The 15,230-nt window shown below is 68.1% G+C and carries 12 protein-coding genes; 11 read left to right on the top strand and 1 reads right to left on the bottom strand.

Annotation, left to right across the window (positions count from 1 at the left end; all coding sequences use genetic code 11):
• Window positions 1-20 precede the first annotated feature (20 nt).
• Window positions 21-1,352, bottom strand: coding sequence for a hypothetical protein (locus tag IPI67_10710; protein ID MBK7580664.1), 1,332 nt, complete (start codon window positions 1,350-1,352; stop codon window positions 21-23).
• 72 nt (window positions 1,353-1,424) lie between these two features.
• Here IPI67_10710 and IPI67_10705 point away from each other — a divergent pair, with 72 nt between their 5' ends.
• From IPI67_10705 to IPI67_10655, 11 genes are all read left to right on the top strand, one after another.
• Complete coding sequence (locus IPI67_10705; GenBank protein ID MBK7580663.1) at window positions 1,425-2,456, top strand: alcohol dehydrogenase catalytic domain-containing protein; 1,032 nt, start codon at window positions 1,425-1,427, stop codon at window positions 2,454-2,456.
• A gap of 1 nt (window position 2,457) precedes the next feature.
• Window positions 2,458-2,883, top strand: a complete 426-nt coding sequence (gene arfB / locus IPI67_10700) for an aminoacyl-tRNA hydrolase (protein ID MBK7580662.1) — start codon at window positions 2,458-2,460, stop codon at window positions 2,881-2,883.
• Between the two features lie 188 nt (window positions 2,884-3,071).
• On the top strand, window positions 3,072-4,400 hold the full coding sequence (locus IPI67_10695; GenBank protein MBK7580661.1) for an indolepyruvate ferredoxin oxidoreductase subunit alpha: 1,329 nt from the start codon (window positions 3,072-3,074) through the stop codon (window positions 4,398-4,400).
• Window positions 4,355-6,424 (top strand): FAD-dependent oxidoreductase, encoded by a 2,070-nt coding sequence (locus tag IPI67_10690; GenBank protein MBK7580660.1) that lies wholly within the window; start codon window positions 4,355-4,357, stop codon window positions 6,422-6,424. The genes IPI67_10695 and IPI67_10690 overlap by 46 nt, the downstream gene beginning before the upstream one ends.
• A complete protein-coding gene (locus IPI67_10685; GenBank protein MBK7580659.1) occupies window positions 6,415-7,050 on the top strand; it encodes a 2-oxoacid:acceptor oxidoreductase family protein in 636 nt (211 codons plus the stop codon). Before IPI67_10690 ends, IPI67_10685 begins: the two co-directional genes overlap by 10 nt.
• Window positions 7,047-9,143 carry a hydantoinase/oxoprolinase family protein gene (locus tag IPI67_10680; GenBank protein MBK7580658.1) on the top strand — a complete coding sequence of 699 codons (2,097 nt, stop codon included), beginning with the start codon at window positions 7,047-7,049 and terminating at the stop codon, window positions 9,141-9,143. Before IPI67_10685 ends, IPI67_10680 begins: the two co-directional genes overlap by 4 nt.
• On the top strand, window positions 9,140-10,891 hold the full coding sequence (locus tag IPI67_10675) for a hydantoinase B/oxoprolinase family protein (GenBank protein ID MBK7580657.1): 1,752 nt from the start codon (window positions 9,140-9,142) through the stop codon (window positions 10,889-10,891). The genes IPI67_10680 and IPI67_10675 overlap by 4 nt, the downstream gene beginning before the upstream one ends.
• The gene (locus IPI67_10670) at window positions 10,891-12,003 is read left to right on the top strand and encodes an acyl-CoA dehydrogenase family protein (protein MBK7580656.1); all 1,113 of its coding nucleotides are present in this window, start codon (window positions 10,891-10,893) and stop codon (window positions 12,001-12,003) included. The genes IPI67_10675 and IPI67_10670 overlap by 1 nt, the downstream gene beginning before the upstream one ends.
• Window positions 12,000-12,404: a cobalamin-dependent protein gene (locus IPI67_10665; GenBank protein ID MBK7580655.1), complete on the top strand. Its 405-nt coding sequence runs from the start codon at window positions 12,000-12,002 to the stop codon at window positions 12,402-12,404. The genes IPI67_10670 and IPI67_10665 overlap by 4 nt, the downstream gene beginning before the upstream one ends.
• Complete coding sequence (locus tag IPI67_10660) at window positions 12,401-14,005, top strand: methylmalonyl-CoA mutase (GenBank protein MBK7580654.1); 1,605 nt, start codon at window positions 12,401-12,403, stop codon at window positions 14,003-14,005. The genes IPI67_10665 and IPI67_10660 overlap by 4 nt, the downstream gene beginning before the upstream one ends.
• Entirely contained in the window at window positions 14,005-15,219 is a 1,215-nt protein-coding gene (locus IPI67_10655) for a CoA transferase (protein ID MBK7580653.1), read from the top strand. The genes IPI67_10660 and IPI67_10655 overlap by 1 nt, the downstream gene beginning before the upstream one ends.
• Window positions 15,220-15,230: the final 11 nt, after the last annotated feature.

Raw genomic sequence — 15,230 nt, 5'->3', positions numbered from 1 at the left:
CTGCGCGCGGCGGGCCGGACTCAGGGCCCGATGCGCTGCGCGACGACGCTCTGGTAGCCCATCGAAGTGACCAGGAGCCACTCGGGGCGTTTGGCGTTCGCCACGACTCGCGGATTGAAGTTACCGTCTGCCGAGCCGGTCTTCGTCGCCTCGAACACGGGCCCGAGCTCCCCGTTCGCGCCGAGCCCCATGGCAAAGTCCTCGTAGCTATTGCCGTGGAACACCGCCGCAAATGCACCGAGCGCCGGGTGATACGCGAGCGCAAAGCCGTCGTAGTTGCCGTAACCCGGCGCCAGCGCGAACGCTGCGCCGAGCGGCTGCGCACTCTGATCCAAGAACCGTCCCATCAGCTTGCCCTCGTACCAGGCAGCAAAAAAGCGATGACTCGCCGGGAGCCAGGCGAGCTGTGGCAACCACGTGCCCTTCGCTGACGTCAACGACACCGCCGCTCCGATCAGCGCGCCGGTCGCGGCGCTCACACGCTGTACTCGGATCTCGGCACCGGCAGCGGCAGCGTGGGAATACCCCACCAGAAACTGGTTCTGATCCGGACTCCAGGCAATGGCGGCGTCGCTCTGCCAGTCGGAGTCTTGAGTGATGACAATCTCACCGCTCACGAGCTGACCCGCAGCGCTGACGCGCGCGGCAACGATGTCGTCGTTTGGCGTGCGGTGCCAGGCAACCAGGAACACGTCGCTCACCGCGGAGTAGCCGATCCCCGGACCCATCTCCTGGAAGGCGTTCTCGGTCGAGAGCGCGAAGTCGTTGCCGAGCTCCACCTGGCTTCCGGTCCAGCGAACGGTGCGCGCCCGGGGTTTGGGCGAGCCTTCTCGATTGTCATTCCAGGCCGCCAGAAACGTGGCGCTCTTGTCGGCGTAAGCCACTCGCGAGCCCTGAGTCCAGGCGCTGCCGTCCGCAATCGCGAACGGTGCACCGACCGGCGCCGCGTCGGCGTCGACGAACGCTCCGCCGGTCGCGGAGTTGCCGTGCACGATCAGGTAGACGTCGTGACTGGGGTCGTAGGCCACATCGACGAAGCGTTTCGGTGCGGAGCCCGCCCAGGTCGGGACTTCGAGGCTGTCGCCAATTCTTTTCAACGTCGGCGCACCGGACAGCCCTCCGAACCCAGCCGATCCACCGCCCGAGCCAGCGCTTCCCGCCGCAGCTCCACCCCCGCCGGGCGCTCCGCCTACTCCCCCACTCGCGCCCGTCCCGCTCCCTCCGCCTGAGCCGCCGTTCGAGGCAGACTCGGCTGGATCGGAGCCGCACGCCACCAGCAGACAGGCACACACCAAGGCGAGGGGGGCCAGCGCGCGCGCGGGCGCAGGCCCCATTGCATCACGAAGCAACATCGGTGACCCAGGGTAGCGCGCGGACGCTCGACCGGCCGGACATTCGCCAGGCCGCCCGGGCACCCGAGCCGCATGCCGCCGCGACCCCCGCACATTTGCCTTCGCGTTGGACCCCTCGGGCGGCACCTGCAATATGCTCCCGCCGTGCTCGCGCTCGTGAACACCGACCCACCGCGGCTCGACCGGGACCATCCGTCACCGCAGCGTCCTTCGGGCGAGGCACGCCTGCGCATGCGCCTGGCTGGGATCTGCGACACGGATCTGCAGCTGGCCCGCGGCTACATGGGCTACCGCGGCGTGCTCGGGCACGAAGTGGTCGCCGACGTCGTCGAGTGCGACTCACCGAGCTGGCGTGGGCGTCGGGTCGTTGCGGACATCAACGCCGGCTGCGGACACTGCGCGGACTGCCGCGAACGCTCCGGGCATCACTGCAGCCAGCGCACCGTGCTGGGAATTCTAAGGCGCAACGGCGCGCTGGCGGAAGAGCTGGTGGTGCCGGAACATTGCTTGGTTGCCGTGCCCGACGACGTCCCGGACGAGCGGGCGGTCTTCGCCGAGCCGTTGGCCGCCGCGCTGCACGTGCTCGACGAGCTCCCAGAGGGATTTTCGGAGCGCGTGCTCGTGCTCGGGGACGGCAAGCTCGGCCTGCTCATCGCGCAAGCGCTCTCGACCGCCGGCGTCGGCGTGACGCTGATCGGACACCATCGAGAAAAACTCGAGCTCGCGCGGAGCTGTGGCGCCCGGGTGCTGCTCGAGTCGGAGCTCGACCCGGCTCGCGAGCGCGCGCTCGTCGTGGTGGAGGCAACCGGCAGCACTGGCGGCCTCGAGCTCGCACTCTCGTTGACAAAGCCTCGGGGCACGCTGGTGCTGAAGACCACGGTCGCTGGCCGCGTCGAGGTCGATCTCGCACCCGTCGTCGTCAACGAGCTGCGAGTCGTCGGCTCACGCTGCGGCAACATGCAACGCGCGATCGACGCACTCTCCGCCGGCCTGGATCCGGCGCCGCTCGTCGCCGCGCGTTACCCGCTCACCGAGGCCGAGCGCGCGCTCGCTCACGCGGCGACCAAGGGCACGCTCAAGGTGCTCGTCGAAGGGATCCGCTGAGATGGCCAGCGATCTCGTCGTCAACTCGTCGCTGACGATCCCGGAGGCCGACCTCGGCGTGCGCGCGGTCCGCTCGAGCGGACCCGGCGGCCAGAACGTCAACAAGGTCTCGACCAAGATCGAGCTGCGCTTCGATCTGCGTTCGACGAGCGCCCTCAGGCCCGAGGTGAAGGTCCGGCTTCGGCGGCTGGCAGCGAGCCGGCTCGACGCGGAGGGTGCGCTCGTCATCACCAGCCAAGCCACGCGTTCCCAGGCCCAGAACCTGGAGGACGCACGGGCCAAACTGGCCGACTTGATCCGCGCGGCGCTGTTCGTGCCCAAGCGCCGCAGGCCCACCAAGCCAACGCGAGCCTCCAAGGAGCGACGCCTGGACGCAAAACGCCACCAGTCACAGAAGAAGCAGACCCGCGGCTCCCGCGATGAGTGAGCGGACCCTCGACCACTCGGGCGCGCGCCGCAGCGGCCCCGGGGCGTCGCGTCGCCCCCGGGGAAACTCTGCAGTTTGTGCCGCGAAGCGAGCCCCAGAATCGGCCGTCACCCCGGACGCCGCGGCGCATCAATTCACACATGACCACGGTCATGTAGGCGGTCACCAATGCGTGGAACGACAAGCAAGTGGACCGCGACAGTACAGAGGGGGCGCCGTCGGACCCGTCGCATGCGGACCCGCTCCTCTACGACCGGGTCGGGCTGACCGATCATCTGCTCGGCAATGACGCCATCGTGCGCGGCGCGCTCGAGGCGGGGGTGGTGTTCGTCGCGGGCTACCCGGGCACACCGTCCTCGGAGATCACCGATGGCTTCGCGCGCATCGCCCGCGCGCGCGGGGTCGCCTTCGAGTACTCCGTCAACGAGAAGATCGCAGTAGAGCTGGCGTTTGCCGCGGCCCTGGCCGGCGCGCGCTCGCTGACGGCGATGAAGCACCTCGGCCTGATGGTCGCCGGTGACCCAATCTCGACCATTCCGTACGTCGGAGTCGAGGCGGGCATGGTGATCATCAGCGCGGGTGATCCCTCCTGCAATACCAGCCCCAACGAGGCCGATCAGCGGCACCTGGGGCCAATGTTGCACCTACCGATCCTGGATCCGAGCACACCCGCCGAAGCCCATGCCATGACCCGAGCGGCCTTCGATCTCTCCGAAGCGTGCCGCCTGCCCGTGTTGATCCGAACCACCACCCGCGTCGCTCACTCGCGTGGCGCCGTGCGCCTGGGACCGCTTCAACCGCAGCGCGTCGCTGGTTTCGTGCGGGATCCCGCGCGACATGTGCCCATTCCGGCCAACGCCCGCCGCATGCGCATCGAGCTCAAGGGTCGCATCGAGATCGCCCGAGCGTGGATGGCGCAATCGGGCTTCTTTCACACCGAGGGCAAGAGCCGAAACGTGGTGCTTTCGTCGGGCGCTCCCGCGGCGACTACCCGAGACCTACTGGCCCTGTTCGGAGCAACCGAGCAGGTGGCCTTGTGGCGACTTGGAACCGTTCATCCCCTGCCCGAGGCCGAGCTCGTGGAGCGTCTGCGGGGCGCGGAGCGGGTGTTGGTCGTCGAAGAGCTGTCTCCGTTCCTGGAGAACGCCCTCTTCGCGCTCATGTCGCGCCACCAGCTCTCGCTACAGGTGTTCGGCAAACACTCGGGTCACTTGCCCGAAGAATTCGAGTATTCGTCCGAGCTCATCCAGCACGCGCTCTACGAGGTGTTCGGCATCGGCCAGCTGCCGCGCACGAAGCCTGCGCTGCCGATGGTCCCCCCGCGCGCGCCTTCACTCTGCCCGGGCTGCCCTCACCGAGCGGCCTTCGCTGCCGCCCGCTCCGCGTTCGACGAAGACCAGATCTTCATGAACGACATCGGCTGTTACACGCTGGGCTACGCCCCGCCGCTCAGCACGGCGGACGCACTGCTGTGCATGGGCGCCGGCTTCTCGCTGGCGGCGGGGTTGCGCGTGTGACCGGCAAACGGACCGTCGGGTTCATGGGGGACTCCACGTTCTTCCACGCGGGCATGCCGGCGTTGCTCGACTCCGTCAAAGAGAACGCAGACGTCGTCGCCGTGGTGCTCGACAACGAGATCACCGCCATGACCGGGTTCCAGGAGAGCCCGACCCGCGAGCAGCGCATCGAAGACGTGGCGCGCGCCTTGGGAGCACGACACGTCGAGACCATCGACCCGTACGACCAGGCAGCCTCGACGGCCGCCTTTCGCCGCGCGCGTTTCGCCAAAGGAACCAGCGTGGTCGTGGTTCGCCGCGCGTGCCCGGTGAATTCGGCACGAGAGCCTGGCACCAACGCCCGTCCGGCGCCGTACGTGGCCGATGCAGAGCTCTGTCGCACCTGCGGGCGGGCCGAGCACCACCAGCGCTGCGACGTTCCCCTCACCGAGGGCTTCGAAAGGAACCTCGCGCGAGTGGCGTCCCTGCGAGGGCAGCTGGAGCTTCAGTCCGGCGTCGCCCCCTGCGCCGAGCGCTGCCCGCTGACGTTGTGTATTCAAGGTTACGCGGGGCACATCGCCGCAGGAGAGAACAGCGAAGCCCTGCGCCACGTGATGGCCCGCACGCCCTTGCCCGAGTCCGTGTGCCGGGTGTGCGACCGACCGTGCGAGGACGGCTGCGTCCGGCGAGGGCTCGACGGAGCGGTCGCCATCAACGATCTGAAACGTTTTGTCGTGGATTGGGCCGCGCGCGAACAGCCTGAGCTGCTTCGGTCGGAGAAACAGCCCCCGAACGGCCTCGGTGTTGCGGTGGTGGGTGCCGGCGTCGCGGGCCTGAGCGCCGCCCACGACCTGGCGGTGCGTGGCTACGACGTCACGCTCTTCGACGCCGAGCAGCAACCCGGCGGGCTCCTGACCCACGGCATCCCCGAGTACCGCTTGCCTCGAGCAGAGGCGGCTCGTGACGTCGCGCGGGTGCTCGAGCTCGGCGTGCACTTCGAGGGCGGCAAACGCCTCGGCAATGAGCTCGCTCTCGACGACCTCACGGCGCGCTACCGAGCCGTGTTCCTGGCGATTGGTGCCCACCGCGGCAAGAAGCTCGACCTCCCCGGCAGTGAGCTTCCCGACGCCCCACGGTCCATCGACGCGCTCACCTACCTGCGCGCCTCGCGACTCGGCGAGAGTGTGCCCGCTGGCTCGCAGGTCGTCGTCATCGGTGGAGGCAACGCCGCCGTGGACGCGGCTCGGTCGGCGCTGCGCAACGGTGCGAAAAAAGTGACCCTGGCGTGCCTCGAAGAGCAGAACGCGATGCCCGCATTGCGCGACGAGATCGCAGCGGCGGGTCACGAGGGGATCGAGCTTTGCACGGCCGTGCGCCCGGTCCGCTGCGAGGCCGGAGCATGGGTCGTCGCTCGCCTCGCCGACGGCGAAGAAACGCGGCTGAGCGCCGATCTGGTGATCGTGGCCATCGGGCAAGAGCCCGATCCGAACGCGCTCGACGCGATCGGGCTCGAGCGCGACGAGTCGGGGTTGCTCGTCACGGATCCGCACACCGGCCGCACGAATCGTGGTGGTGTGTTTGCCGGAGGTGATCTCGTCGCCGGCGAGCGCACGGTCACCAACGCCATCGCCTGGGGCCTGCGCGCCGCGTGGGGGATCGACTGCGAGCTCTCGGGGCGGGAGGTCGCCGACCGCCGTCCGCCCCCCGCGTTGCCGACGCAGCGTCCTCGAATCACCGCCCGCGCACCGCTGAGCCCTCGGCTCTTGCCCGAAGAGCGCGACCCGGCGACCCGCGTTCGCAGCATGGACGAGGTCGTCCTCGGGCTCTCGGCGGAGGACGCAAAGGCAGAAGCCAGGCGCTGTCTTCAGTGCGGCCTGTGCGGCAACTGCCGGGCCTGCGTCGATACCCTCGGCTGCCCCGCCATCGGGATGGACCCCGGGCGCGAACACGTCGAGATCGATCCACTCTGGTGCATCGGCTGCGGCGTGTGCGCCGATCTTTGCTCGAACCGCGCGCTCTCGCGACCCGAGGCGGAATGTCGCTGAAGAACGCCCGCTTCCAGGTGCTGCTCGTCGGAGTGGGCGGACAGGGTGTGCTCGCGGCAGCTCAGATCCTGGCGCTGGCCGCGCATGCAGAGGGCTCGCCGGTCGTCGTGGGTCAGCTGCACGGCATGAGCCAGCGCGGGGGCAGCGTGCGTTGTACGGCGATCTTCGGCGACGCTGAGAGCTCCCACCTGGCCGGCGACGAGATCGACGTGGTCGTGAGCTTCGAACCGCTCGAGGCGTTGCGCGCAGTGCCCGAGATGGGCCCGCGCACTCGCGTCGTGACCAATCAACACATCATGTTGCCGTTTCAGGTCGTGCTCGAGAGCGCCGAGACCCCGGATCCCGAACGCATCATCGCTCAGCTCCGAGAAATTGCCGGCGAGGTCCATGGGGTCGACGCACCAGCTCTGGTGGGTGCGGTGGGCGAGGCCCGCACGCTGAACGTGCTGATGCTCGGAGCGGCCGCGGGGCTGGGGCTGCTTCCCGTCAGCGAACGCGCGCTGCTCGACGCCGTCACGGCTCGCTGCGGACAAAAGTTCGAGCAAGCCAACCACAAAGCATTCATGCTCGGGCGCGACGCCATGCGCGCCGGACACACTCGGGTCACGGAGGCCACTGTTCAATGACGACAGAGCTAACGGGTGGAACCTACAAGCTCGGGATCGACGTCGGCGGGACGTTCACGGATCTCTTCCTGTGGACCAGCGCCGGCGAGGTGAAGGGTTTCAAGGTGCTGTCCACGCCGAAGGATCCGAGCATTGGTGTGCTCGACGGGCTCGGCGCCGTCGCCAAGGCCCTCGGCCTGACGAGCCAGGAGCTGGCCGAGAGCCTGACCAGTATCGTGCACGGCACCACAGTCACTACCAACGCGACCTTGACGCGCCGCGGGGCGAAGACGGGCTTGGTGACCACCGTGGGCGTACGCGACGCTCTGGAAATGCGGCGCGGGATCCGCGAAGACCAGTACGACAATCGGCTCGAGAACGTACCGCCGCTGGTGCCGCGTTACCTGCGCCGACCGATCCGCGGGCGTCTCGACTGGCGCGGCGTCGAGGTCGAGCCTCTCGCGCTCGACGACGTGAAAGAAGCCGCCGAGCTGTTCCGGCGCGAGGGCGTGACGGCCGTCGCGGTGTGTTTCATGAACGCCTTCACCAACCCGGAGCACGAACGCGCGGCGGCGGAGCTGCTCGAGCGCGAGATGCCGGGGACGTTCATCAGCGTCTCGAGCGAGGTCCTGCCGGCGGTGCGCTTCTACAACCGAGTCTCGACGACCGCCCTCGACGCCTACGTCGGGCCCGTGCTCAGAGACTACCTGCGCGCTCTGACCGCCCGGCTCAGGGAGGTCGGGTTCCGCGGCTCGCTCTCGATCATGCAGTCGAGCGGGGGGGTGGCTCTGCCGGACGCCACGGTGAAGAAACCTGCCGCCACCCTGCTCAGTGGGCCCGCCGCCGCCCCGCGCGCCGCCGCAGCTTGGTCCGTGCCGTGTGGCTACGACGACTGTCTGGTCGTCGACATGGGGGGCACGAGCTTCGATGCGTCGTTGGTGCGCGGCGGCAGCGTGGAGCTGAAATCCGAAGGCGACATCGCACGCCTGCGCATCGCGCTCCCGATGCTCGACATCGTCACCATTGGTGCCGGGGGCGGCAGCATCGGTCGGGTCGATGCCGGCGGGCTCTTGCGCATGGGTCCCGAGTCCGCAGGAGCCGATCCCGGTCCCGCGTGTTACGGCCGCGGCGGTCAGCTACCCACCTGCACGGACGCGAACCTCGTGCTCGGCTACCTGGACCCCGGTTTTTTTGCGGGCGGCGAGCTCCGGCTCGACCTCGAGGCCGCGCGCGCCGCCATCACCCGTCACGTGGCCGAACCGCTCGGTCTCGACGTGGAGCGCGCGGCGGTGGGCATGTACCGCGTGATCAACTCCAACATGGCGCATGGTGTGCGGGAGATCACCGTGAAGCGCGGGCTCGACCCGCGAGAGTTTCCCATGGTGGTCGCCGGTGGCGCTGGCGCGCTGCACGGTACGGCAATCGCCACCGAGCTCGACATACCGGTCGTGCTCGTGCCGCCCGTGGCCTCGGTCCTGTGCGCGGCGGGCATGCTGCTCACCGACCAGCAGCACGACTTCGTGCGCTCGTGCATCTCCGAGCTCGGCAAGCTGGCGAAAGAACGGCTATCCAGCATCGTCACCGAGCTCACCCAGCAGGGTGAAGCCCAGCTCCGCCGCGCCGACGTCCCGGAGACCCGCATCGAGCACCAGATCGCCTTGGATTTGCGCTACGTGAAGCAGTATCACGAGGTCACCGTCCGGGTGGAGCGCGCGGCCATCGTCAGCGGGGACTACTCCTCGATCATCACCGCGTTTCATCAGGAGCACGACCGGCTCTACGGTTACGAGCTGTCCGGCGAGGGCACACCCGTCGAGCTGATCAACGTGCGCACACGCAGCATCGGTCGGGTAGACAAACCAACCTTGCCGCGTTTGCCCCGGGGCACCGGCAACGCAGGGCGCGCGATGAAGGCAGCTCGGCGAGCCTACGTCCCCGAGCGGGATGGCTTCGAGAACCTGCCGGTGTACGACGGTCACGCGCTCTCGGCCGGAGACCTCATCGACGGCCCGGCCTTGATCGAGCGCACCGACACCACCTTCTTCGTGAGCGCGGCGTTCGACGTGCGGGTCGATGACCACGGCACGTGCCTGGCACAGCGGAGGGCAGGATGAAAAAGGTCGAGGTCGACAAGGTCCTGGTGTCCATCCTCGGGCGTGCGCTCCGCGCCATCACCGACGAGATGAGCATCAGCATGGAGCGCAGCAGCCGCTCGCCCATCCTGTGTGAGGCCCGCGATTTCGTGACGGGCCTCTACGACGCCGAAGGCAACATGCTCGAGCAGACCGAGAACCTGCCCATCTTGAGCTTCTCGCTCAGCCCGGTGTGCCGGCACATCGCCGAAAAATTCAAGGGGGAGGTCTACCCGGGCGACGTCTTTTTCCACAACGACGTGTTCTCGTTCGACAATCAGAACAACGACGTCGCCGCCTTCAAACCCATCTTCCTGGCGGACGAGCTGCTCGGTTGGGCCGCCTGCAAGGGCCATCAAGCCGACATCGGCGGTGCCGTGCGCGGCGGGTACAACCCGGGCGCAACCGAGGTCTGGCAGGAGGCGCTGCGCATCCCCGCGGTGAAGGTCTTCGAGCGCGGCAAGCTGCGGCGGGACGTCTGGGAGCTGATCTTCGCGAACATCCGCCTGCCCATCGTGCAAGAGGACATGCGCGCCGAGATCGGCAGCTGCACCGTCGGCGAACGCCGGCTCAAGGCGCTGGTCGAGAAATACGGACGCCAGAGCTTCGACGCGCACAAACAGGCGCTGTTCGACTCGACCCGTCGCTTGATGGAAGCGGAGATCCGCACCATCCCGGATGGCGTCTACAAAGGGGAGGCCACGGCCCACTTCGACGGCCACCACCCGGGCTCGAAGTTCGTCGTGCGGGTGACCATCACGGTGAAGGACGGTCACATCCGCTTCGACTACTCCGAGACGGACCCTCAGACGACCGGCTTCGTCAACGGCACCTACACGTCGAGCGCCTCGGCGACCATCCTCACGTTCTTGCAGATGGTCGATCCACGCATCCCCCACAACCAGGGAATGGTGGAGCCCATCGAGATCATCATTCCCGAGGGCACGTTCCTGAACGCCGCCTATCCCGCCGCGACGACCTTCGGCAACCACCTGTGCCCGAACAACGCCGACGCCATCATGCGAGCGCTCTCGCCGGTCATTCCCGAGCGGGTCACCGCCGGCTGGAACCAGCTGCTCTGCTCCCTCTCCACCGGGCGGGACACGCGCAAGGGCCAGGACACCAAGGACACCTACGTCGACATCCAGTTCATGGGGCTGAAGGGCGGCTCCGGCGCCCTCGCCGACTGCGACGGCTACGACCACATCGGCATGATCGACGCCTCCGGTGGCGTGCTCGACCAGGACTACGAGATGTTCGAGCAGATCACCCCGCATCGGCTGGTGTCCCACGAGTACCTGTGCGACTCGGCAGGGCCGGGGCGACAGCGGGGAGGGCTCGGCGTCGAGACGCGCTACGTCGTGGGCGGCGCTGACACGCAGCTAGTGACCTTCGGCGACGGCGACATCGAACCCGCGTTCGGGCTCGACGGCGCAGGCAACGGCACGCTCAACTTCATCGAGCTCCACCGCCCCGACGGTAGTGTGTACCGCACGACCACGAAGGATCATGTGCGCGACGTGCCCACCGGCACCCTGTATGTGCAGCAGGCCGGAGGCGGCGGGGGTCACGGTCCACCGGTAGAGCGACCCGCCGACCAGGTTGCTCGCGAGGTGCGAGACGGCATCGTGAGCGTAGCGGCTGCCCGAGAGCACTACCGGGTAGCGGTGGATCCAAAGAGCTTCGAGCTCGATGCAGCCGAGACGAAGCGCCTGCGCGGGAGCCCGTGATGGACTTCTCCCTCTCGAGCGAACAAACCGCCATCCGGCAGACCTTCCACGACTTCGCCGAGCGGGAGATCCGCCCCCGCGCCCGAGCGCTCGACGAACAGCCGGAGTTCCCCAGGCAGCTCTTCGAACGTGCGGGTGAGCTCGGCTTTTTTGGCATGCGCTACCCGGAGCCCCACGGCAGCGGCGCCGATGTCGTGTCGTGCGCGCTGGCGGTCGAGGAGCTCGCCTGGGGCAGCCTCTCGGTGGCCGCTGCGTGCACCATGCAGTCCTTGATGGGCACATGGTTCGTGCATCGCTTCGGCTCTGCCGAGCAGCACGAGCGCCTGCTCCGCCCGGCGCTCGCGGGCACGAAGATCGGCGCCATCTGCATGACCGAGCCCAACGCCGGCAGTGATCTGTTCTCGATGACGACCAGTGCAAAACAGGCTGGCGAGCACTGGCTGCTCTCCGGCTCGAAGACCTGGGTCACCTCGGCGCCGGTCGCGGATTTTTTCACCATCTTTGCGCGCACCGGCGACAAGACCCTCGGTGCGTTTCTGGTCGAGCGGGGCGCGCCTGGCCTCGAGCTCGGTCGGCCCATCGAAAAGCTGGGCGTGCGGGCGTCGCTCACCTCCGAGGTGCACCTGTCGGACGTGCCGGCGACGGCAGTGCTCGGTGAGCCAACCCGGGGCACCGAGTACTTGAAGGAGATCCTGGCCGAGATCCGCGTCGTCACCGCAGCGCTCTCGCTGGGCGTCGGGCGCGCGGCCTACGAAGAGGCCAAGCGCTACGCGAGCGAAAGGCAGCAGTTCGGCAAACCCATCGACCGCTTCCAGGCCGTTCAGGAGCACCTGGCCGAGATGGCCACGGAGCTCGAGGCCGCACGCAGGTTGACACTCTGGGCCGCGTGGCGCAGCGACCAGAAGCTGCCGAACGCCCGCGAGGCCAGCATGGCCAAGCTGTTCGCATCGGAGGCGGCAAACCGCATCTGCGACCGCGCCGCGCGGGTGACGGCGAGCTACGGATTCGCGGCCGAGAGCCCGATCCAGCGGCTGCTGCGCGACGCTCGATTTTTGCTGATTGGGGGCGGCACTTCGGAAATTCTGCGGGGCAACATCGCGAGGGAGTCATGACCGACAAACCGATTCGCGTTCTGGTAGCCAAGCCCGGCGTCGACGGACACGACGTGGGCGCAAAGGTCGTGTGTCGTGCGTTGATGGAGGCCGGAATGCAGGTGGTCTACACCGGCCTTCGCCAGTCGCCCGAGGCCATCGCCGCCGCCGCGCGGGAGCTCGACGCAGAGGTCGTCGGTTTGTCCATCATGTCGGGAGCTCACCTGCCGCTGAGTGAGAAGGTTGCCAGCAGCCTGCGAGAGGCCGGCCTCGGCAGCGCCAAGCTGGTGGTGGGTGGCGTGATTCCGAGCCGAGATCGCCCGCTGCTCGCAGAGCTCGGTGTGTCGGCGGTGTTCGGCGTGGACGCGGCCCTCGACTCCATCGTGAGCTGGGTGCGTGCGAACGCCCGGAGGCAAGCATGACCCGCAACGACAAGCGTGAACCCAAGCCGGTCACCTGGGAGAGCGGCATCGAGGTGAAGCCGGTCTACGGACCGAGCGACGTGCCGGCCGACGGCGCCGACATCGGGGAGCCCGGGCAGTACCCGTACACCCGCGGCATTCACCCGCTGATGTACCGGCAGCGTCCGTGGACCATGCGCCAGTACTCGGGTTTTGGCACCGCCGCCGAGACCCGCGAGCGATTCCTGTACCTGATCAAGAACGGCAACACCGGCCTGAACGTCGCGTTCGATCTGCCGACCCAGTGTGGTCTCGACTCCGACGACCCGATGGCCGAAGGCGAGGTCGGTCGCGTGGGCATGGCCGTCGACACCCTGGCGGACATGGAAGAGGCGTTCGCCGGCATCGACCTGAACGAGATCAGCGTGTCGTTGACCATCAACGGCTCCGCCGTCGCCATCATGGGCATGTACTTCGCGATGGCCGAAAAACGCGGGTTCGCTCTGAGCGAGCTCCGGGGCACCGCTCAGAACGACATCCTCAAAGAGTTCGTCGGGCGCGGCACCTGGATCTTCCCCGTGGAGCCCAGTGTGCGGTTGGTCGGTGACACCATCGAGTTCTGCGCGCGAGAGGTGCCTCACTACAGCCCGGTCAGCGTCTGCGGTTATCACATTCGCGAGAGCGGAGCGACGCCCGCGCAAGAGATGGCCTACGGCCTCGCCATCGCCTGCGCCTACGTCGACCACGTCCGCGCCCGTGGGCTGGACGTCGACGAGTTCGCCCAAGGGATCTCCTTCAATTTCGACATCTACGGCAACCTCTGGGAGCAGGTCGCCAAGTTCCGCGCCGGTCGACGCCTCTGGGCCAAGCTGATGAAGGAGCGTTATGGCGCGACCAATCCGCGGGCGATGCAGCTGCGCATGATCGCGGGGGGCGGAGGCGCTGGCCTCACCGTGCAGCAGCCCCTGAACAACCTGGTGCGCAGCGCCTACTACGCGCTGTCGAGCGCGCTCAGCGGCACCCAGACCATGGCGCTCTGCTCCTACGACGAGGCCTACACGATCCCGAGCGAACAGGCGGCCAAACTCTCGCTTCGCACCATGCAGATCCTGATGACCGAGATCGGCGCCTGCGACACCGTCGACCCGCTCGCGGGCTCGTTTTTCGTCGAGGCCACCACCAGCGAGATGGAGCAGCGCATCGCTCTCTTGATGCAGAGCCTCGACGCCGAGGGCGGCATCGTGAAGGCGATCGCCGAGGGCCGCGTCCAGGCCGACGTGAGCCGGCAGGCCTACGAGCAGAGGAAGCGGCTCGAGCGCGGCGAGCTGCAGAAGGTGGGAGTGAACACGTTTGTCGACGAGGAGCCGGGACCCGACGTCGAGTTTCACCCATACCGGCGCGAAGAAGCGGAGAAGCAGCTGGTCCGCCTGGCTCGGGTGCGCGCCGAACGGAACGCCGGCGAGGTCGAGGCCACACTCAGCGCCGTGGCTGCCGCCGCCCGCGACGGGAAGAACGTGATGCCGCCGGTCATCGCCGCAGTGAAAGCCTACGCCAGCGTCGGCGAGATTTGCGGCGCACTCCGCCAGGTGTTCGGCAGCTACGCGGAGCCGGTGCGATTCTGATGTCCACGACTGACCCGCGCCCCGTGGTGCTGAGCGTCGAGCAGGCGCTCAGCATGTCCTACGCAACGCTGCGCTTCGCGCACCTGGGCTGGCGCGTGATCCGTATCGAGCCGACGCCGTCGCCGCGCCTTCGCACCCGCGGCGATCCCAACCGACACATCGGGCGCAAGGTCGCCGATGGCGATCGCCACAGCTACTTCGTCGGGCCCAACAGCGGCAAGGAGGCCATCGCGCTGAACCTGAAAGAGCCGGAGGGGCGGGCACTGCTCGGACGCCTGATCCGCGAGCTGGGCGTGGATGTGTTCTGCACCAACACCATGCCCGCGCGACATGTCTCGCTCGGCATCGACTACGCCACGCTGCGGACCATTCGGCCGGAGATGGTGTGGTGTTGCATCTCGGCGATGGGCCTCGCTCACCCCAACGTGCCCGGCTACGATCCGGTGCTCCAGGCCCAGTGTGGCTACATGGACGTGACGGGTGAGCCGGGCGGCCCTCCGATGCAGAACGGCCCGCCGCTCATCGACCTGAAGGCCGGCGACGAGGCCTTTGCGCAAGTGCTGCTGGCCCTGCTCGAGCGACACCGGACCGGAAACGGTCGCGCCATCGACATCTCGATGGCACAGGTCGCAACGAGCTGGCTCTTGACGTTCTTGCCCATGCTCGACATGGGCAGCCCGCCGGAGGAGCTCAAGCGCTCCGGGAACGAACATCGCCAGTTCATTCCGACCAACGCCTACCCCACCGCCGATGGCTTCGTGTACCTCGCCGTCGGCAGCGACGTGCAGTGGCAGCGGCTGGTCGCCGAAGAGCCCTTCCGCCCGCTCGATCGTCCCGATCTCACCACGAACGAGGGGCGCCGGCAGAACAAGACCAAGCTGCACGCGGACATCGCGGCGATCACTTCGCAGCACACCGCCGAGCAGATCGCCCGGGCGCTCCGCTCGGCGCAGATCCCACACTCCCCGATCACGCCCATCGAGCGCGTGATGGACCAGGACTTCCTGCAGGATGTCCTGTTGTCGACCGAGGCCCCGGACGGCCGCCGCATCCGCCTGCCCCCGCCCGCGGTCAGCACCGAGTTCCTGGTAGCGAACCAGCGCAAGCTGTCGTTTGCGCCGGCCTACGGCGAGCACACCGACAGCGTGCTCACCGAGCTGGGTGTGCCGGCGGCCGAGCTCCAGACGCTACGAGCGCGCGGCGTGATTGCCTGAGCTGAGCGAAT

The sequence above is a fragment of the Myxococcales bacterium genome (assembly GCA_016706225.1).
Taxonomy (GTDB): Bacteria; Myxococcota_A; Polyangia; order Polyangiales; family Polyangiaceae; genus JADJKB01.
Note: the sequence above shows the minus strand (reverse complement) of the source record. Positions and strands in the feature narration are given on the sequence as shown.